Consider the following 19,447-nt stretch of genomic DNA (forward strand, 5'->3'; position numbering starts at 1 on the left):
CTGCTCTCCCGCCACCGCTGGCCTGAACAACCGCCTCGCTACGCTGGCCGCCAACGCGCTGGGGCGGGCCCTGCACTCGGAGATGTACGCCGATGCGACCTGCGGTGCGAACGTCGCCCGGTTCGCGTTTCTCAGCCCCGCGGCCTGGCGGTTCTACACCGACTGGGATCAGATGGCCCGGTTCGCGGTGGGCGCGTTGCGCATCGAGGCGGGGAAGAACCCCTACGACCGGGAGCTGTCGAACCTGATCGGCGAACTGTCCACTCGCAGTGACGCCTTCCGCGTGATGTGGGGTGGTGCACCAGCGTGGTCGGCGGGACCCCGAGACCGGCGGCGTGGCTGACCGTACTGTACTTCACCGCTCGAAGGGCAGCACCGCGGCCAGCGCGCGGAGTGCCGCGAGGTAGTCCTCGTTCAACGGCTGGACCGCGACATGATCGGCACCCGCGTCCAGGTGCGCCACCAACCCGGCTCCGACCTCGGCGGGTGTGCCGTGGATGGCGAGGGCATCGACGAGCCTGTCGCTGCCTGGCTTGGTGATGTCCTCCTCGGAGAATCCCGAGCGGCGCAGATTGCCCAGATAGTTCACCAAGCCCAGATACATCGACAGCGTGCCCCTGGCAACCTCACGCGCCCGCGCCGCGTCCTCATCCAGGACCACCTTCTGCTCCGCGACGAGTAGCGCACTCCCGCCGAGGGTTTCGCGGGCGATCGCGGTGTGGCTGGGCGGGGCGAGGTAGGGCAGTGCGCCCGCGGTCCGGTCTCGGGCGAGTTTCAGGACGCGGGGGCCGAGCGCCGCCAATGCCCTGCGCTCCTTCGGTACACCCGCCGCGTCGAGTTCGTCCAGGTAGGCCACTAGCGCGTCATACGGCTTGATCGCCTCCGTGCCGTTGGCCTCGCGATGGCCGACCCCGATGCCGAGCAGGAAGCGGCCAGGAAATCGCTGGTCGATCCGGTGAAAGGATTCGGCGACGATGTCCGCCGGTGCCGTCCAGATGTTCACGATGCTGGTGCCGACAGTCAGCGACTCCGTCGCCTCCAGCAGCGATTCGGTCACCGGTAAATCCGCGGGCGGCGAACCGCCGAGCCACAACGCGCCGTATCCCAATTCTTCGATCTCGCGGGCCGCCGCTGGGGTGAACCCCTTGTAATGCCGCCACACACCGAATTTTCCGAGATCATCACCGGTCATGCCGAAGGCAACGCGGGCCTCCTCGCGACTATTCCGAGACTGCCACCGACGTTTCACAGGGCGGCTTGCACAACGGCTTCGGCGGCGACGGTCGATGGTGCCCGGGCGTCGTCGAGCAGCTCTCGAAAGCTCGCCCGGGTCCGGCGGGCCAGTCGCTGTTCGTCACGCAGGCCCCATCGCCGCGCGACCTCGCCGGCCCGCACCGCGGGGCGCAGGAGCGTCGGTAGGTACTTCAGACTCGTGTTCGGCAGGCCGAGACTGTCGGCCACTTCCTCGCCGGCCCATCGTCGGGTCAGTGCATACAGCGTCGCGACGAGAGGGCGGGTGCCGATGCCGATCATCGACTTCGGCAGTACGGTAGCCGGGTCGAACCCGTTTTCGATCAACGCCTTCACCAGCTGTCGCGAATCTGCGTCGGCGGGTGTATCCGTGAGGTCTTTGATCGCGATGATTTCCCTGGCTCGTGCCGCGTTGTAGGGCAGCAGGTCGTCGGGTACGCCGAGCAGGTAACCGATATAGCGCCACATATGTTGGATGTCATCGAGGTCGCGTTCGGTGAAGTGCACTCCCGCATCGCGCATGGCCGCCAGCGGAATCGTCGAGAATTCCCCCGACACGCCGTAGGCGGTATCGGTGAGGTTGATCGGCACCCCCCACGCCTCCTGATTCCATTCGCCGGACTGGAGAATGCGTTTGCGCACGCCGGCATGCATGAATCGGACGCGCACGGTCTCCCGAAAGCCTGGACCGTTTCGTCGCAATGCCCCGGGTGACGTCGCCGCGAGAAACCACCGTCCGGTCTCCTGCATTCGTCGGCGAGACCGGTAGTTCAATTCGCCGGTGAAGGTGAGTGGTTTGACCCCTGCCCCCGATTGATATCCGGCCGCCAGCGCCGCGCAGTTGAAACTCAGCCCGATCCACAGGATCCCATTGCGCCACAACGCCGTCGAACCTCGCTCGAGCGCGTCCCCATCGAGCCAATCAGGGAGCTCGGCGATCGGCTCCAGCATGGTCGCGAGACTGTCCGGAACACCGGTTTCATCATCGAGCCACGCGTTGACGGCGCGGAACGAGTGTTGCGGACTCGAGCCGAAGGAAGCGACCACCGCGTCGGCGAGCGAGTCCGCCTCTTCGAGACCCTGTTCCAACCGCCGCACGAGACGAGGATCGAAACGGTTGTGCGCGAGGTCTCGGTTCAGAAAGCGCGTGGTCGTCATGCACTACGACGTTAACAGGGGTTAGACACACTGTCCAACCTCAAATCCTCACGCATGGAGGCTGTGCCAGATAATGGTCGTCAGCGCTCGGGTCAGGCGCGCACGTTCCTGCTCATCGCTGCCACCGATCATTCGGGAGCAGGTGCGCTCCACCATCCAGACCAGTGCCGAGGCGGTCTCGACGGCAGGCAGATCGCCGCGAACAGTTTCCCGCTGTTGAGCGAGTTCGATAGTGCGAGCGGATTCGGCGATGAACGCTTGCACGTTGTCCTCCATACGCCCGGCCACCTGTGCATCAGTGACAGCCGCATCCATCACCGCGGTGATCAACGGGTACTCGCGCGCGAATATCTCGACGAAATCGGCGAGGGCCGCTTCCAACGCACCGCGATCCCCGGCGGCTCGCCACACTGCTGCGACACTCCCGGCCAACTCCGCGCGAACGTGATCGACAAGGCGCAGCGAGAACGCCGATCGATCCGGAAAATACAGATAGAACGTCGCACGTCCGATCGCCGCCGCCCTGACAATCCGCGAAATGCTCAGATCGGCGAAGCGCGCACCGTCAGCGCAGAGATCCGAGACGGCCGCGATCAGCCGTCGTTCGACGTCCGGTCGCCGTTCATCACGGGATGCGCTTCCTGAAATTTCTGTCACGAGCTGCAACGTAGCGCGCCCGGGCATGTCCGCGCCTGCTGTGACACGTACGCAGGCGTCGGGTATGCGCAGGTCCGACCTAGACTACTGCCGATCAGCTGGTGGGATCTCCTGGAGTTCTCGCTCTCGACGAGGAAACGAGGCGGGCGATGCGGTCGGGACCAAGGGTGAGTCGATGAATGACAGCAAGACGCTGCGGGCCTGGTGGGTGGACCAGGCCGACTACCGATGGCTGGTGCGCACCCTCGCGGCGAGATCGGCGCTGCTGCCGCTGAAGCTCCTGATCGGCCTCGCGGGAGCGACGATCGCGGTGATGGGCGCGGTGATCGCGGGAACACCGGTGGGGCCGCCCGGTCATCCCGGCATCGCTTCGACGATCGGGGTGCTGTCCGGGACCCTGTGGGCGCTGCGCTGGTGGCTGCTGCCCTGGCCGAGCAGGACCGAGTCGCTGGTGCTGATCGCCTGTGCCGATGTGCTGTTCACGATGGAGTTCCTGCAGTTGCAGGATCGGCTGTTCGGGGCAATGGGCACGGTACTACTCCTCGGCACCGGCAGCTATCTGAGCTTTTTCCACAACACCCGGGCGCTGGCCGTGCATTCGGCTTGGTCGCTGCTGTCGGTGCTGGTGTTGTCGGTGCGGATCGCCACCGGCGGCGGAGGCATCCACCTGGCGGTCGCGGTCGCGCTGCTGCTCTCGTCGGTATTCATCGCGGTCCCCGCGTTCCAGTTCCTCTATTGGCTGTTGCGCACGGAATCGTTGTCGGACCCGCTGACCGAACTACTGAACCGACGCGGCCTCGAGAACCAACTCCCGCTGCTGATGGACCGCAACCTCTCGATCTGTGTCATCTGTTTCGATCTCGACCGCTTCAAGAGTGTCAACGACACCTGGGGCCACCGCATCGGCGACATCGTCCTGGTTCGGACGGCGCGGCGGTTGCGCGATGCGGCCGGTGAGACGGCGGTGGTGGCCCGGACAGGGGGCGAGGAGTTCGTCGTCGCTGTTCCCGCCGCCGCGGCTGCCGCGCGCGGCGAAGCCGAGCGGTTGCGCTGTGCGGTCGCCGAACCCGCAGAGGCCGCGGTGGGGGTTACCGCCAGCGTCGGGGTGGCGGTGTTCGACGCGACAGCCTGTCCGCGATGTCCCCACCCGACTGCGGACCGACTGCTGCAATCCGCCGACGCGGCGATGTACCGGGCCAAACAGTCCGGCGGGAATCTGGTCGTGGTCGACGAACTCACCCCGCCGCTGGATCATCACCACACGACCGATCCCGGAGACGAAAAGTAAGGGCGACCGGCCGTAGGCGCACCTGCCGTTGCGTCGATTCGGGGGCTCGGCGGTGTTGACAGCGTCGGTGGCGGGTCTGCGGGGCGATGCCGGAAACTGGGCCTACAACGCGTCCAAAGGCGCGTTGATCAATCTGGTCCGCGCGGTCGCGATCGACTATGCGGCCCAAAGCGTTCGGATCAATGCCATCGCCCCGGCCTCACCCGCACCGGGATCACCGCAGGGGTCCAGCAGGACCCGGCGCTGCTCGCCGCGATCGAGCGCCGGATTCCGCTCGGACGATTCGCAGAGCCCCGAGAACAGGCGGAGGCGATCTGCTTTCTCGCCTCGCCCGCCGCCGGATATATCACCGGCACCATCCTCGTCGTCGACGGCGGCCTCGACGCCAACCTGGGCCTATTGCCGCTACCTGGGCAGTCGTTCTGAACGAGGCCGCTCGCTGACGCCGATCTCTGCCACACTATTTCCATCGACTCGGGCGCTGTGCTGTGATTGTCACCGGGAGGGCGACCATGCACGAGAATCTCTGTGGCCGGGTCGCGGTCCGATGAACCCACCCGCCTCCTCCCCACCGTCCGCTCTGCGCTGGGTAGTTCGGCTGATGGCCGGTGCTGTGGGTGTTGCCGCCGGGTTGGTCTGGTTGCGATGCATCTACGTCGTGCTCGCATTTCGCCTCGTGACCGACCCCGGCTTCGATCCCCATGGATACGGACTCGTCGCGGGAACCGTGCTGTCGGTGCCCGCCGCGCTCGTCACCGCGGTGGCTGTCCCCTTCGTTGTCGCTCGCCATCAGCGAGCGCGGGTCGCGCGGATCACCACACCGGTCCTGATCGCGATCACGGCGTTGCTGTGGGCCGCCTTCATCACGGCCTAGGGCCGAACTCAACACCCTCGTCGACCGTGTGCTGCGCACAGCCATCAAAATATGGACATCAAATTGGACATGTGTCTATACACTTGTTCACACCCTGTGTACCGTACATGCTATCTCTCGGACTCGGTGCCATGCGGTGCGGAGTCCGCTGTACAGATCGGAGCAATGTTCATGTCGTTTCCCCGCGCCGAACTCGACGAAATGATCCAACGGTGGTTGCAGGCGAACATCGAGTGCGAGCAGGCAGGTGACTGGCGGCCACTGGCGGAGTTCTATACCGAAGACGCCACCTACGGCTGGAACTACGGGCCCAAACACGACTTCATGGCGATCGGGCGCACCGAGATCCGCGATTACGCGATCGGCCTGGAAATGGACGGCCTCGATGGCTGGACCTACCCCTATCAGGCCTGGGTCACCGACGAGAAGACCGGCGACATGCTCGGCCTGTGGAAGCAGGTCTGCGAGGTCAAACGCGCCGACGGCACGAACTACGCCCTCGACGGCATTCAGGGCAGCTGGTTCAAATACGGCGGCGGCTTCCAATGGAAGTGGCAGCGCGACTTCTTCGACTACGGCAACCTCACCGTGCTGTTCACCGAGATGATCACCAACGACGACCTGCCCGCCGGCGTGAACAAGCGCATCGAGCGCGTAGTGAACTCCAAAGGCAAGCTGCCCGGCTGGTACCGCCTGGGCACCTCTCCGGTCCCCCTGTGGTGAACGCGATGACTGAAACAGTGCGGGGCGTTATCGCGCGCCGAGCCGGTGCCGAGGTGGAGATGGTCGACATCATCATCCCCGAGCCAGGACCCCATGATGTCGTCGTCAAGGTGCTGGCCTGCGGGGTCTGCCACACCGACCTCACCTACCGCGAAGGCGGGATCAACGACGAGTTCCCGTTCCTGCTCGGCCACGAAGCAGCCGGGGTCGTCGATCGGATCGGCACCGCCGTAACCCATGTCGCCGTAGGCGATTTCGTGATTCTGAACTGGCGTGCGGTCTGCGGGAGTTGCCGCGCGTGCCGTCGCGGCCGCCCCTGGTACTGCTTCGATACCTTCAACGCCGAGCAGAAGATGACACTCGGCGACGGGTCACCGCTCACCCCCGCGCTCGGGATCGGGGCCTTCGCGGACAAAACGCTGGTACACGAAAAGCAGTGCACCGTAATCGATTCCACCACCGACCCCGCCGTGGCCGGCCTGCTCGGCTGCGGCGTCATGGCCGGGTTGGGGGCCGCTCTCAACACCGGAAACGTCAGCCGTGGCGACTCGGTCGCCGTGATCGGCTGTGGCGGCGTGGGTGCGGCCGCGATCGCCGGGGCGCGCTTGGCGGGAGCGAGCACCATCGTTGCCGTGGACCGTGATCCGGCCAAACTGACCGGCGCGACCGCACTGGGTGCGACCCACACCGTCGATGCCGGAACCGAGGATCCCATCCAGCGAATCCGTGCGCTCACCAACGGTTTCGGCGCCGACGTCGTGATCGATGCGGTGGGCCGCCCCGAGACGTGGAAGCAGGCGTTCTACGCCCGCGATCTGGCCGGAACTGTCGTCCTCGTCGGCGTACCGACGCCGCAGATGCGGCTGGAGATGCCGCTGCTGGACTTCTTCTCCCACGGCGGCGCGCTGAAATCCTCCTGGTACGGCGACTGCCTCCCGGAGCGCGATTTCCCGACGCTGATCGAACTGTATCGCCAACAGCGCCTGCCCCTCGACCTGTTCGTCACCGAACGCATCGGCCTGGCCGACGTCGAAAAGGCCTTCGAGACCATGAAATCCGGCCGCGTACTGCGCTCCGTGGTGACGTGGTGAACTGGAAAGAGTTGACACTGATGAAATTCGGGATCGTCCTGTTCACCAGCGACCGCGGCATTCGGCCCGCGGTAGCCGCCCGGGCGGCGGAGGAGCGCGGCTTCGCTTCGTTCTTCGTGCCCGAGCACACCCATATACCCATCAAGCGGGAGGCGGCCCACCCGTCGACCGGCGACGCGTCGCTGCCCGATGACCGCTACACCCGAACCCTCGATCCCTGGGTGTCGTTGGCCATGGCGGCGGCGGTCACCGAGCGGATCGAGCTGTCCACCGCCGTGGCGCTGCCCGTCGAGCACGACCCGATCACCTTGGCCAAAACGATCGCGACCCTGGATCATCTGTCCGACGGGCGGGTGACGCTCGGAGCCGGATTCGGTTGGAACACCGATGAACTCGCCGACCACGGGGTGCCGCCGAACAAGCGGCGCACGGTGCTGCGCGAGTACATCGAAGCGATGCGAGCGCTGTGGACCGAGGAGGAAGCCGGCTATCAGGGTGACTACGTGTCGTTCGGACCGAGTTGGGCGTGGCCCAAACCTGTCCAGCGCCATGTCCCGGTACTCATCGGCGCGGCAGGCACCGAGCGCACCTTCGAGTGGATCACCCGCAACGCGGACGGCTGGATCACCACGCCGACCGAAACCGATATCACCGCACGATTGGCGCTGCTGCACAAGATCTGGGCCGACGCGGGGCGCAGTGACCGACCACGCGTGGTCGCACTGGACTTCAAACCCGACCCGGCCAAGTTGGCGCTGTGGGCCGGGGCCGGGGTCACCGACGTGCTGTACGGGCTACCTGACCGCACCGAGACCGAGGTGCTGCACTATCTCGACCGGCTCGCGGCGAAACTCGCCGATCTGACCGGGCTCTGACCCGAGAACAGAGCCCCGAGATGCGGGCCGGGCTACTACAAGCCCGGCCCGCATCTCGCTATCGCGCACGTGCGGTGTCGACCATGTCCTCGACCCGGGTGAACTTGACCCGAGGACGGCCCGCCGCAGCGCCGTTGGCGCGCTCCGCGGCGTCGATCAGCGCCCATCCGTCCCGGTCGACGAGATTCGGGCAACGCCGTGACAGCAGCGCCAGCAGGTCTTCCCGGTCGCCCGCTGGTGTGGCCAGGCGTCCGGCGGTGAAGTCCTCGACGATCCCGGCGACGGTCTGCTCCGCGTCGCCACGGTTGGTGCCGATCACGCCTCGCGCCCCGCGCTTGATCCACCCGGCGGCATAGGCACCGGGTAGTACCGCGCCCGCACTGTCGAGCACCCGGCCGCCGTCGTTGGGGATGATGCCCTTGGCCGAGTCGAACGGCACACCGGGTACCTGCCTGCCGCGGTAGCCGACGGCACGTAGCACAAGGGAGGTATCGATGGTTTCCACACGGTCGGTCGCCACGGCCACCGGCCCCTGGGGGCCGCCGTGAATCTCGTTGTGTGCCAGCTGAAGTGATTCGACCCGGCCTTCGCCGGTCAGCGCGACAGGGGTGACACGGAACCGGAAGTCGACGAGCCGAGGTGCGCCGGTGATACCCCGCGTGCTGTATTCGTGCGCCAGGGTCAGTTTGAGGCGGGTCGTCGGATCGATGGCAGGATCCGACAGTGCGGCGACCACGTCGTCATCGATATCGGCGGGATCGATGACGACATCGGTACCGGACGAGTGCCCGAGCGCGAGGAATTCCGGTCCGGTGTAGGCGGCCTGACGAAGGCCACGTCTGCCCAGCAGCAGGACCTGGCGGATATTGCTGTGGCGCAACGCTTCCACCGCGTGATCGGCGATATCGGTGCCCGCGAGCTGATCGGGAGCAGTGGTCAGAACTCGCGCGATGTCCAGCGCCACATTGCCGTTGCCGACGATGACCGCCCGCTCACCGGACAGGTCGAAACGGTGGTCGGCGTAATCGGGGTGCCCGTTGTACCAGGCCACGAATTCGGTGGCCGAATGACTGCCCGGCAGATCCTCGCCGGGTATGTGCAGTCGCCCGTCCGCGGAGGCGCCGACCGCGTAGATCACCGCGTGGCAGTGCTCCAGCAGTTCGGCGTGCGAAATATCGCGTCCGACTTCGACATTGAGGTGGAACCGGACCGAGTCGCGTTTGAACGCCGACGCGAACATCGTGGTGACGCCGCGGGTCTCGGGATGGTCGGGAGCGACTCCGTACCGAGCCAGTCCCCACGGCGTCGGCAGACGATCGAACATCTCGACCTCCACATCGCCCCGGCCGAGCAGATGCTCGGCGGCGTAGCAGGCCGCGGGCCCGGTGCCCACGATCGCCACGCGCAACCGGCCCGCCGCACGCGACAGTCGGGCGGGCGCGGCGTCGACGGCGATATCGGTGTCGAGCGGGCGGTGCTGGAAGTAGGCGGCATTGATCTCGGCGTAGCGCAGCAGGTTCACCGGCAGGTCGTCGGCGTCGTAGATCGAGTCCACGGGACAGGCGTCCATGCAGGCGCCGCAGTCGATGCAGGTATCGGGATCGATATGCAGCATCTCGGCGTTCGCGAAATCGGGATCGCCGGGTCGCGGCCGGATGCAGTCGACCGGACACTCCGCGACGCAACTCGCGTCGTTGCAGCATCGCTGGGTGATGACAAAGGCCATGAGCACACCTTCCATGGACGGTAGATCGGACAGGGTCAGCCCGCGGCTTGCGAGCGATCCGCCCCACGGTCGGGGATCATCTGACGCAACTCCGCCATGGTCCACGGCGGTGCGTCCCGATGGTCCCGGTAGCCCACGATGGTGGGGGTGGGGCGTTCGAAGCGGCCGACGAATCCGCCTGCCGCGATGTAGATTTCACCGGTGATATCGGCCGCGATATCGCTGGCCAAGAACTGATAGAGCGGCGCCACGTAGTCCGCGGGAGGCGCGTCGAGCGAACTGCGCATCGTTATCTCGTCGAGCATCTGCCGCCGATAGAGTTCGAGAATCTTGGCCTCGTAGGCAAATCCGGAGGAAAGGCGCGTCTTCGCGCCGGGGCACACCACGTTCGCCCGAACTCCGTGCTCTTTCAGCTCCGCCGCGATCGCCAACGTCAGGCTGGTCACCGCTCCTTTGCCCGCTGGGTATCCCGTCCCGCCGTAGTCTCCGAGGTAGGCGAAAGAGCTCGTATTGATCATCGAACCGCGCCCCTGCTCGACCATCCGGGGCGCGGCGGCGCGGCAGGTGTTGAACACCGTGGTGAGATGCGAATCCAGCAGGGCCCGCCAATCCCATGGCTTCGCATCCAGAATCGACGAGGCGGGCGGTTCGGCGATTCCCGCGCAGTTGACGAGAATGTCTATGGCGCCGAAATTTTCGACACAGACATCGATCGCTCGGGTCGCTACGGCCACATCGGCCGCGGATCCCGCCACTCCCACAGCCGAATGTCCGGAGTGCGTGATCGCCTTGGCCGCCCTGTCGACGGCCGCCTCGTCACGCCCGTTGATCACCACCCCCGCACCGTTTTTGGCCAGCAGTGCGGCAACAGCGAAGCCGATCCCCCGACTGCCGCCGACCACGACCGCCCCGCGCCCACTCAACGATCGCTCGCCGTTCATCCCGTTCTCCACTCACGTCGACCACATCCACACCGCATCGAATCGCGCTGTGGTCCAGAAGAATTCCTGCCGTAAATCCGAGTTGCCGTCAGGACATCAAGCGTCGCGCGATCGCGCTGCCGAACCCGTACTTCAGAGTGCCTGCGATCATCGCGACCGACTCCTCGGTGTACGGATACCAGATCCGCTCCCGCTTCAACTGCCACCGATCGAGCAGAATCGGCTGAGCGTGGGTGAATCCGCGCAGGCCGTGGCGCCCGTTCGTCTGCCCGAGGCCGCTGCGTTTGCGGCCGCCGAACGGCGCCTCCGGCACTCCGTAGATCACGGCGGCGTCGTTGTGGACAACCGATCCGGTGTCGAGACGCTTGGCGATACGCAGCGCTTTCGCTGTGTCCTTGGTGAAGACGCTGCCGCTGAGCCCGTACTGACAGTCGTTGGCCAATCGGATCGCTTCCTCCTCGTCCGCGACCCGCATGATCGCCGCGACGGGGCCGAAAGTCTCCTCCCGCATCAGTTCCATGTCATGGGTGACCTCGACCGCGACCGTCGGCTCGAAGAACAGGCCACCGGCGGTGTCGGCTTCCCCTCCGACCAGCAGCACGGCGCCCCGGCGTTTCGCGTCTTCGAGGTGGCGGGTGACGATCGCCACCTGGCGATCCCAGCACATCGGACCCATATCGGTGCCGTCACCGGCACCGTAGGTCAGCGACTTCGCCTTCTGCTGGACCAGCCGGATGAACTCGTCGGCAACGCTGTCCACGACATAGATGCGCTCCACGCTCAGACATACCTGGCCGCTGTTGAACATCGACAGGTACACCGCCCCTTCCGCGGCCCGTTCGATGTCGGCGTCGTCGCAGACGATCATGGCGTCCTTGCCGCCCAGTTCCAAGGTGCACGGAATCAGCTGCCGCGCACAGGCTTCGGCGACCTTTCGGCCGGTGACGACACTGCCCGTGAACGAGATCTTGTCCACCCCGGCGTCGACGAGAGCAGCGCCCGTCTCGCCGTCGCCATGAAGCAACTGCAGCACATCCGCCGGAACACCGGCTTCGTGCAGGATCTTCACCACCCAACCGCCCGAATGCGGCGTGACTTCCGAGGGCTTGAGCACTACGGCGTTGCCCGCCAACAGCGCCTGCGCCACCGGATTCATCGACAGCACGAAGGGTGCGTTCCACGGCGTGATCACGCCGATCACGCCCAACGGGCGGTAGTGCACGGTGAGCTTCTTGAACGGCCGGATATAGCCGTGCAAGCGTTCACGATGATCGGCGAGATCCCGCTTGGCTCGCCGGCTCCAATAGTTCAGAAAGTCGCACGAGGCCAAGATTTCGATCGCCAAGGCTTCGACGCGCGGCTTGCCGGATTCGGCCCGAAGAGTGTCGACGACTTCGTCCTGCCGGGCGATCAAGACCTCGACGGCCGCACGGATGATGGCAGCGCGGTCGCGCACCGGACGTGCCGCCCACGCCACCTGGGCGACCCGGGCACGAGCGACCGCTTGCCCGACCTCTTCGGCCGTGCTCACCACGATGTCGCCGACCGCTCCCCCGTGCACCGGACTGCTCAACCCGAGACGACGTCGACCATCCGCCGCCTGCGGCAGCGCTTGCACAATCGCCATGTCGATCTCCTCAACTAGGTCTTCGAGGTGTCGATGCCGAGCACCCGACCGAATCTTCGACACGACAGGCGAGAAGGGACTATCGTTGGACACTCACCTGGACACTTGTCTGGACGCTAGCATGAGGGGCACTCGAATGGCAATGACCATCCCTCCCGTGCGCGGCCGATCCGGCGAGTAGACAATTTTTGAAATCTGTATACAGCCGGGGATAACGTGTTCTAAATTCGGCCCATGGCTGCAACGGTCACCGAACTTCTGCTCGCGCGAGCCGAGGACGATTCCCTCGCGATCACCTGCCCCGGTCGGACCTGGACGTGGCGCGAGCACATCGCCGAGGCACGACGCCAGGCCGCGACGATACTGTCCGTCGCCGATCCCGCCCGTCCGATGCACGTGGGAACACTGCTGGGCAACACTGCCGAGATGCTCACCAGCCTCGCCGCAGGCGCGCTCGGCGGATACGTCACGGTCGGCATCAACAACACCCGGCGCGGCGCGGCCCTCGCCGACGACATCCGGCGCGGCGATGTCCAGATTCTGCTCACCGACGCCGAGCACCGGGCACTGCTCGACGGACTCGACCTCGACGGCGTCACCGTCTTCGACGTCTCGCTGCCACGCTGGGCCGAATTGCTGCACAGTGCAGCAGAATTGATGCCGCACAGCGTGCCGGGCGCGATGGATACCTTCATGCTCATCTTCACCTCGGGCACGAGCGGGAACCCGAAGCCCGTGCGGCTCGCGCACATGATGGTGCCGTTCGCGGGACCGCCGCTCGTCGACCGGTTCGGCCTCGGCGCCGACGACATCTGCTACCTGTCGATGCCGCTGTTCCATTCGGCCGCGATACTCGGCGGCTACTGCGTGGCCCTCGCCAGCGGGGCAGCCATGGCGCCCGCCAAATTCTCGGCCTCGACATTCCTCGCCGATATCCGGCGAAGCGGCGCGACGTATATGAACTACGTCGGCAAACCGCTGTCCTACATTCTCGCTACCGAACAGCAGCCCGACGACGCCGACAATCCGCTGCGCGTCGCCTTCGGCAACGAGGCGACCGACCGCGATATCGACGAGTTCACCCGGCGCTTCGGGTGCACGGTGTGGGACGGATTCGGCTCAACCGAACTGGCGATCATCATCACCAGGGAACCAGGTACCCCGCCGGGTTCCATCGGCAAGGGTTATCCCGGCGTGGCCGTGTACAACTCGGCAACGGTCACCGAATGCCCGTGCGCCGTCTTCGACGAACACGGCGCCCTGGCCAATCCGGACGAGGCCGTCGGCGAACTCGTCAACGCCGACGGGACCGGTCTGTTCATGGGCTATTACGGCGACGAGGAAGCCACCGCCGAGCGGACTCGCGGTGGTCTCTACTGGTCGGGCGATCTGGCCTACAAGGACGCGGACGGCTTCCTCTATCTCGCCGGTCGCACCGCCGACTGGATGCGTGTCGACGGTGAGAACCTCGCCGCGGGTCCGATCGAACGGATCCTGCAACGGCTCGACGCGGTCAGCCGGGTCGCCGTCTACGCCGTCCCCGACGACCGGGTCGGCGACGCCGTCATGGCCGCGATCGTCCTGCGCGACAACGCCTCTCTCGATCCGGGCGAGCTCACCGCGTTCCTCGGCGAGCAACTCGACCTCTCCCCCAAGGCCTGGCCGCGCTTCGTGCGCCTGGCCGCCGACCTGCCGACGACGGCCACCAACAAGATCCTCAAACGCAGGCTCGTCGAGCAGGGGGCCACGGCAGGCGAGGGCACCCTCTGGCGACGCGAATCACGCTCGACCACTTACGAAATCGACGCACCGGAGGTGCCTGCCGATGTCAGCAGATGAACAGCTCCCGCCACAGCTGACCGAACTCGGCTATTACGCGCTGTCGCGGCATCCCGTCACCCCCGCCGATCTCGCGGCCGAGGCGGTGCTGGCCGACCGGATCGGGCTGGGCACCGCCTTCGTCTCCGAGCGGTTCAACATCAAAGACGCCGCGGTCCTGTCGGGCGCCCTCGCCGCTGTGTCGACCAGGCTGGGTATCGCCACCGCGGCGACCAACCACAACACGCGTCATCCGATCGTCACCGCGAACATGGGCGCGACCCTCGCCGAACTCAGTGGCGGACGTTTCGCACTCGGCCTCGGACGCGGAATCGCGCCACTGTGGCAGGTTCTCGGGGTACCGAACGTGACCGGTGCGCAACTGGCCGAGATCACCGACATCGTGCGCAGGTTGTGGCGCGGGGAGACGGTCATCGGCCACGACGGCGCGATCGGTTCCTATCCGGTTCTGCATCTCGGCGTGGCACTCGATTCGCCACCGCCGGTGCTGCTGGTCACCATGAGCCCACGGACTCTGCAATTGGCGGGCCGCATCGCGGACGCGGTCGTCCTGCACACCTTCCTCAGCGCCGAAGCCACCGCGACCGCGGTGTCGACGGTGCGCGAGGCCGCCGAACGCGCGGGGCGCGATCCTGCCTCGGTGCGGATCTGGTCGGTCGTGGCCACTGTCGGCGACGACCTCGACGAGCAGGATCAACTGCGGCGTCTCTACGGCCGCCTGGCCACCTACCTGCAGGGCTATCCCGAGATTCTGATGCGAGCCAACGGCTGGCGCGGCGACGATCTCGACCGGGTGCGGGCGAGCACGGCCTTCACTTCGGCGCGTGGCGCGATCGACGCGACTGCCGATGCCGCCGAACTCGCCGAACTCGCCGCGGTGATTCCCCGGGAATGGGTGAGCGACTGCGCGACCGGTTCCCCGAACGCCTGCGCCGCGGCGGTCGACCGCCAATTCGAACTCGGCGTCGACTCGGTGATCATGCACGGCGCCACCCCCACCGAACTGGTCCCGGTCGTCGAGGCCTACCGGGCGATCCGCTCGACCCGGCGCGCACTGCCGGCCAACCCGGGCTCGGTCGCGCTTCCGGTCTCGTCAGGAGTTGTCGCATGACCGCCGAATACACCCCTCCCGGAACGGTGTCGGAGGACATCCCGACCGATCCGGATTCGCTCAGCCCTGCCTGGCTCACCGCGATACTACGGGCGCACGGGCACGCCGTGGAGGTCGACAGCGTGACCGTGACGCCGGTGGGTTCGGGTCAGATGGCCGGCTCGTACCGGCTGCTGCTGCGCTATCGCGACAACACCAGCTTGCCGGTGAGCATGATCGCCAAACTCGCCATCGGCTCCGAGGAGCATCGCCGGTTCGGAGCGGGCGCCTTCCGCAACGAGGTGCGCTTCTACCGCGACCTGGCGTCGACGCTGCGAACCCCGGTGCCGGGCTGTCACGCCGCGGTCGTCTCGGAATCCGGCAGCGAATTCGTGCTGCTACTCGATGATCTCGCGCCGGCGGTGCAGGGTGACCAGATCGCGGGGTGCACCGTCGAACAGGCGCGCGCGGTCGCCGTCGCCGCCGCGGGGCTGCACGGCCCGCGCTGGTGTGACGACACGTTGTTCCAGGTACCGGGCCTGTCGCTGCCCACTGCCGACGATCGCGACCTGATGGACTCGGTGCTCGGTCCGATGGCCGATGCCTTCGTCGAGCGTTTCGACGATCGGCTCACCGACCTCGAACGGGCCGCCGTCGCGTGGCTCGTCGCGTCTGCCGGTGAGTGGCTGATCGCCCCGCTGCGGCATTTCGCGCTGCTGCACGGGGATCTCCGCGTCGACAATGTGATGTTCGCGCCGGACGGCACGGTGACGGTGCTGGACTGGCAGACGATCACCCCTGGGCAACCGCTGCGCGATATCGCCTTCCTGCTCTCGACGAGCCTCACAATCGAGGACCGCCGCCTGCACGAGCGCGCCATCGTCGCCGACTACCACCGGGAACTCACCCGGCACGGCGTCACCGGCTACAGCGCGGAGCAGTGTTGGGCCGACTACGTGTCGTCGCTGATCCACGCACCGCTGATCGTCGTATTCGGTTGCGGTGCGGCCGCTCCCACGCCACGCGGCGACCAGATGTTCCACACGATGCTCACGCGCAGCGCCGCCGCGATCGACGACCTCGTACCGGGCGCACTGCGCTGAACCCGATACTCGGTGCGATCGCGGCGGAGAAAGCCGGTGCGGCAACGACTTACGGCTGCTCCGGGTTCACCGCCATCGCCCGTACCCGGCCGAGCACATCCGGATAGCGACGCAGATGTGCGCCGCCGTTGAGATCGATCGCCGCTCCGGTCATCCAACTCGCGCGGTCGGAGGCGAGGAAGGCGACCGCTTCGGCGATCTCCTCCGGTCGTCCGCTGCGGCCGAGCGGCGTGTTGTCGAGGTACTCCTCGGTCAACCCCGGCACCAACGAGATCCCGGCGACCAGTGGGGTGTCGACCAGGCCGGGAGAGATCGCGTTGACGCGAATGCCACGCTCGGCCAGTTCCAACGCGGCGACCTCGACCAGCATGAGCACACCGGCTTTGGCCGAGCAATAGGAGGCCATACCTGTCCCTGGTTGGCGACCGTTGAGTGAGGCGATGCAGATGATGCTGCCGCCCTCGGTGGTGTGGCGACCCGCGTGTTTGAGGACCAGGAAGGTTCCGGTCAGGCAGACATCGATGGTGGTCTGCCAGTGCGCCAGGTCGAGTTCGGTGATCGCGCCCGGAATCGAGAGCCCGGCACAGTTCACCACGGTGTGCACACCGTGCGCGGACTCGAATCCTGTCGCCACCGAGTCCTCGTCGGTGACATCCATTCCGATCGCCGTGACATCGCCGCCGAGCAGCGCCGCGGCGTCACGGGCCGCACCGTCGTCGATGTCGGCGATGGTCACCCGGTGCCCCTCGGCTGCCAAGGTGCGTGCGGTTGCCAGGCCGATTCCGGACGCACCGCCGATCACCAGTGCCGAACGTCGATCGCCGATCATGCTGTTCCCTCCGTGGTCCGAACCTGGCTGTGCGCTGCGTCGAGCAGATGTCGTCGTAAGAAATGCACCTGGTGGGCGACGGCGGTCTCGAACCACGGGTTACCCGCGAAGAGGTCGAAATGGTCGCACGGGTAGTGCCTGACCTCGGCGCGGGCCTTGAACGCCGCCTTGGCCGCGGCGTGTGGGGGCGCGGCACGGTCGAAATCGGCGATCTGCACGAGGACCGCGGCGGTGATGCGGTCCGCGTGCCGATCGGCCCGATAGCCGCCGAGCTCTAGTCCGACGGCGGCGTCGACTTCGTTGCGCCAGGTCGGCCCGGCCAACGCGGTGTAGGACTCGAAATAGCCCTCGGCGGTCAATGCGGCCCGCTCGCCGGGTTTGCCGACCAGCGGCATCATGATCGGCGTGGCGCCCAGGCGCCCCGCGATCGCGCTGCGCACACCGGTCATCGCGGAGCGGGTGACCGCGCCGACGCCCACCTGGCTCAGGGCGTTGCGACCCGCTGAGATGCCGTCGATCATGGGCGCCATCGCGATCACCGCGCGGATGTCGGTCCGCTCGGCGGCCACGCTCAACACGTGGCCCGCGGACTGGGAGATGCCCCACAACACTGTCCGCGCCGGATCGACGCCGGGCTGCGCGATCGCCGCGGCGATCGCGGCGTGATAGTCCTGGACTTGAGCGGCCATCGAGACCCGTTGGCGCGGTTCACCGTCGGAGGCGCCGAAGCCGCGGTAGTCGAAAGCCAGAACGGCCAGGCCGGAGTCGGCGAGGTGCTGCGCGAACGGAGCGAGACCGGAATCCTTGGTGCCGCCGAATCCGTGCGCCATGACCACGGCGGGCGAGCCGGTCGGCCCGGTGAGAGAACCGTCCGATGCCGGAGGAAAGAACCAGGCATCGCAGGTGGTTCCCTGGGAGAGAAAGGAGATCTGCCGGTACTCGTCGGTCATCGGGGCGCTCCTACGGTCGTGGTGTCGGTGTCGGCCACCCGGGCCCACGGCGGCGGCCCGTGGACCCGAGCCCGTTCCGCTCCCGCCGGCAGTTCGCGTGTCCGCATATCGTGTTCGTAGAGGAAGTAGTCGACCTGCTGGGTGTGGCGGGGGCGGTCGAGCATGTGCCCGGTATAGCGCTGCTGATCGGCGACGATCACTTCGCGCATCCGCTGCGGCTCGGGCAGCCGGTACCGTCCGACCGCGTACGCCCCGACCAGCCGCGCCTGGGATTCCACGAAGGGGAACAGGGTGGGCGTCGACTGGGCGAATCCGGCGAAGACCAGGTCGTCGATGCCCGGCACGAACATCCGCTTGTACAGATCGATCCGATTGTCGGGTGCGCTGAGGAACTCCGGATCGAAGAACGGGAAGGTGATGTTGTAGCCGGTGGCATAGATGACGATGTCGAAATCGTCGCTGGTGCCGTCGGCGAAGTGCACCGTGTGCCCATCGAACCGCGCGACATCGGGTTTCGGGATCACATCACCGGATCCGAGGCGCAACGGGAGTTCGACCGATTGGGTCGGATGTGCCTCGAAGAACTTGTGATTGGGCGTCGGCAGTCCGTAGCTCTCCGGGCGTCCCGAGATGAGCGGCTGGCCCCACTGCGCGATCTTGCGCTGCCACGAGTAGGGGATGTGGGGGCTGGTCCGGTAGTACTTGTCCGCCGGTCGGCCCGCGATGTATTTGGGCACGATCCACCCGCCGGAGCGGGTCGACAAAGTCAGGGTGTTGCCCAGGGCTTTCGACGACAGTTCCACGGCGATATCGGCCGCGCTGTTGCCGAGTCCGACCACGAGAATCCGCTGGTTCGAGAAGTCCATCGGTGTGCGTAGGTCGACGTACTGGTGCGCGTGCAGGGTGGCGCCCGCGAACTCACCGGGAAACTGGGGATACCGCGGATCCCAGTGGTGTCCGTTCGCGACGACGAGCAGATCGAAATACCGCGTCCCGGTGCGTTGGGTGCGCAGCTCCCAGCCACCGTCGGGCAGGCGGCGCGCGTGTTCGACGCCGTTCTCGAATTCGATGTGCTCGGTCAGCTCGAAGGCGGTGCTGTAATCGTCGAGGTACTGCTTGATCTGCGTGTGGTGCGGGAAGTCCGGGTAGTGCTCGGGCATGGGGAAATCCCGGAACGACAACTGATGTTTCGAGGTGTCGATGTGCAGCGACCGATAGGCGCTGCTGTGCCCGTTCGGATTGCCGAAGGCCCAATTGCCGCCCACCCGGTCCGAGGACTCGAAGCAGGTATAGGGCACACCGTAGTCGTTGAGCATCTTGCCCGCGGTGAGGCCGCTGATACCGGCGCCGATGACCGCGGTCCGCGGTTGATACATATCCCGATCCCTCCGAGCCGATCCGTAGACAGATTCACAAGAGTGTCTA

General features: G+C 66.6%; 18 protein-coding genes and 1 pseudogene. 10 read left to right on the forward strand and 9 right to left on the reverse strand.

Features of this window, described 5'->3' with window-relative positions; translation table 11 throughout:
• Nucleotides 1-22: 22 nt before the first annotated feature.
• Entirely contained in the window at nt 23-343 is a 321-nt protein-coding gene (locus tag ASD42_RS24340; protein ID WP_200950512.1) for an MmyB family transcriptional regulator, read from the forward strand.
• Nucleotides 344-355: 12 nt separating this feature from the next.
• Here the strand turns inward: ASD42_RS24340 and ASD42_RS24345 are convergent, their stop codons facing one another.
• Genes ASD42_RS24345 through ASD42_RS24355 form a run of 3 tightly spaced genes read right to left on the reverse strand, consistent with a single transcriptional unit; the run spans nt 356 to nt 3,066 of the window.
• A complete protein-coding gene (locus tag ASD42_RS24345; protein ID WP_056820818.1) occupies nt 356-1,192 on the reverse strand; it encodes an LLM class F420-dependent oxidoreductase in 837 nt (278 codons plus the stop codon).
• Between the two features lie 53 nt (nt 1,193-1,245).
• On the reverse strand, nt 1,246-2,409 hold the full coding sequence (locus tag ASD42_RS24350) for an oxygenase MpaB family protein (RefSeq protein WP_056820819.1): 1,164 nt from the start codon (nt 2,407-2,409) through the stop codon (nt 1,246-1,248).
• A 48-nt stretch (nt 2,410-2,457) separates the two neighbouring features.
• Nucleotides 2,458-3,066: a TetR/AcrR family transcriptional regulator gene (locus tag ASD42_RS24355; RefSeq protein WP_062982128.1), complete on the reverse strand. Its 609-nt coding sequence runs from the start codon at nt 3,064-3,066 to the stop codon at nt 2,458-2,460.
• A 175-nt stretch (nt 3,067-3,241) separates the two neighbouring features.
• On the opposite strand from ASD42_RS24355, the gene ASD42_RS24360 reads away from it, so the two are divergent.
• From ASD42_RS24360 to ASD42_RS24380, 6 genes and pseudogenes are all read left to right on the forward strand, one after another.
• Complete coding sequence (locus ASD42_RS24360; protein WP_056820822.1) at nt 3,242-4,354, forward strand: GGDEF domain-containing protein; 1,113 nt, start codon at nt 3,242-3,244, stop codon at nt 4,352-4,354.
• A 67-nt stretch (nt 4,355-4,421) separates the two neighbouring features.
• A pseudogene (locus ASD42_RS35390) lies at nt 4,422-4,780 on the forward strand (SDR family oxidoreductase).
• Between the two features lie 121 nt (nt 4,781-4,901).
• Nucleotides 4,902-5,228, forward strand: coding sequence for a hypothetical protein (locus tag ASD42_RS35395; RefSeq protein WP_156677567.1), 327 nt, complete (start codon nt 4,902-4,904; stop codon nt 5,226-5,228).
• A 171-nt stretch (nt 5,229-5,399) separates the two neighbouring features.
• Nucleotides 5,400-5,951, forward strand: coding sequence for a hypothetical protein (locus tag ASD42_RS24370; RefSeq protein ID WP_056820998.1), 552 nt, complete (start codon nt 5,400-5,402; stop codon nt 5,949-5,951).
• 5 nt (nt 5,952-5,956) lie between these two features.
• Nucleotides 5,957-7,042, forward strand: a complete 1,086-nt coding sequence (locus tag ASD42_RS24375) for an S-(hydroxymethyl)mycothiol dehydrogenase (RefSeq protein ID WP_056821000.1) — start codon at nt 5,957-5,959, stop codon at nt 7,040-7,042.
• Between the two features lie 20 nt (nt 7,043-7,062).
• Nucleotides 7,063-7,917, forward strand: a complete 855-nt coding sequence (locus ASD42_RS24380) for an LLM class F420-dependent oxidoreductase (RefSeq protein ID WP_056821002.1) — start codon at nt 7,063-7,065, stop codon at nt 7,915-7,917.
• A 58-nt stretch (nt 7,918-7,975) separates the two neighbouring features.
• Here the strand turns inward: ASD42_RS24380 and ASD42_RS24385 are convergent, their stop codons facing one another.
• The 3 genes from ASD42_RS24385 to ASD42_RS24395 form a co-directional block, all read right to left on the reverse strand.
• Complete coding sequence (locus ASD42_RS24385) at nt 7,976-9,643, reverse strand: FAD-dependent oxidoreductase (RefSeq protein ID WP_056821005.1); 1,668 nt, start codon at nt 9,641-9,643, stop codon at nt 7,976-7,978.
• Nucleotides 9,644-9,678: 35 nt separating this feature from the next.
• A complete protein-coding gene (locus ASD42_RS24390; RefSeq protein WP_056821007.1) occupies nt 9,679-10,584 on the reverse strand; it encodes an SDR family NAD(P)-dependent oxidoreductase in 906 nt (301 codons plus the stop codon).
• An 88-nt stretch (nt 10,585-10,672) separates the two neighbouring features.
• On the reverse strand, nt 10,673-12,211 hold the full coding sequence (locus ASD42_RS24395; RefSeq protein WP_056820824.1) for an aldehyde dehydrogenase family protein: 1,539 nt from the start codon (nt 12,209-12,211) through the stop codon (nt 10,673-10,675).
• A 234-nt stretch (nt 12,212-12,445) separates the two neighbouring features.
• Between ASD42_RS24395 and fadD1 the strand changes: the two genes are divergently transcribed.
• From fadD1 to ASD42_RS24410, 3 genes are read left to right on the forward strand one after another with little or no spacing between them, the layout of a single operon-like run.
• Entirely contained in the window at nt 12,446-14,050 is a 1,605-nt protein-coding gene (fadD1, locus tag ASD42_RS24400; protein ID WP_056820825.1) for a fatty-acid--CoA ligase FadD1, read from the forward strand.
• Complete coding sequence (locus ASD42_RS24405) at nt 14,037-15,161, forward strand: TIGR03857 family LLM class F420-dependent oxidoreductase (RefSeq protein ID WP_056820827.1); 1,125 nt, start codon at nt 14,037-14,039, stop codon at nt 15,159-15,161. The genes fadD1 and ASD42_RS24405 overlap by 14 nt, the downstream gene beginning before the upstream one ends.
• Nucleotides 15,158-16,243: a phosphotransferase gene (locus tag ASD42_RS24410; RefSeq protein ID WP_056820828.1), complete on the forward strand. Its 1,086-nt coding sequence runs from the start codon at nt 15,158-15,160 to the stop codon at nt 16,241-16,243. Before ASD42_RS24405 ends, ASD42_RS24410 begins: the two co-directional genes overlap by 4 nt.
• Nucleotides 16,244-16,292: 49 nt before the next feature.
• Here ASD42_RS24410 and ASD42_RS24415 read toward each other — a convergent pair whose 3' ends face one another.
• From ASD42_RS24415 to ASD42_RS24425, 3 genes are read right to left on the reverse strand one after another with little or no spacing between them, the layout of a single operon-like run.
• A complete protein-coding gene (locus tag ASD42_RS24415) occupies nt 16,293-17,072 on the reverse strand; it encodes an SDR family NAD(P)-dependent oxidoreductase (RefSeq protein WP_200950505.1) in 780 nt (259 codons plus the stop codon).
• Entirely contained in the window at nt 17,069-18,022 is a 954-nt protein-coding gene (locus tag ASD42_RS24420) for an alpha/beta hydrolase (protein WP_056820829.1), read from the reverse strand. Before ASD42_RS24420 ends, ASD42_RS24415 begins: the two co-directional genes overlap by 4 nt.
• The gene (locus ASD42_RS24425; protein ID WP_056820830.1) at nt 18,019-19,398 is read right to left on the reverse strand and encodes a flavin-containing monooxygenase; all 1,380 of its coding nucleotides are present in this window, start codon (nt 19,396-19,398) and stop codon (nt 18,019-18,021) included. Before ASD42_RS24425 ends, ASD42_RS24420 begins: the two co-directional genes overlap by 4 nt.
• Nucleotides 19,399-19,447 lie beyond the last annotated feature (49 nt).

It is taken from the genome of Nocardia sp. Root136 (assembly GCF_001427185.1).
Taxonomy (GTDB): Bacteria; Actinomycetota; Actinomycetes; order Mycobacteriales; family Mycobacteriaceae; genus Nocardia; species Nocardia salmonicida.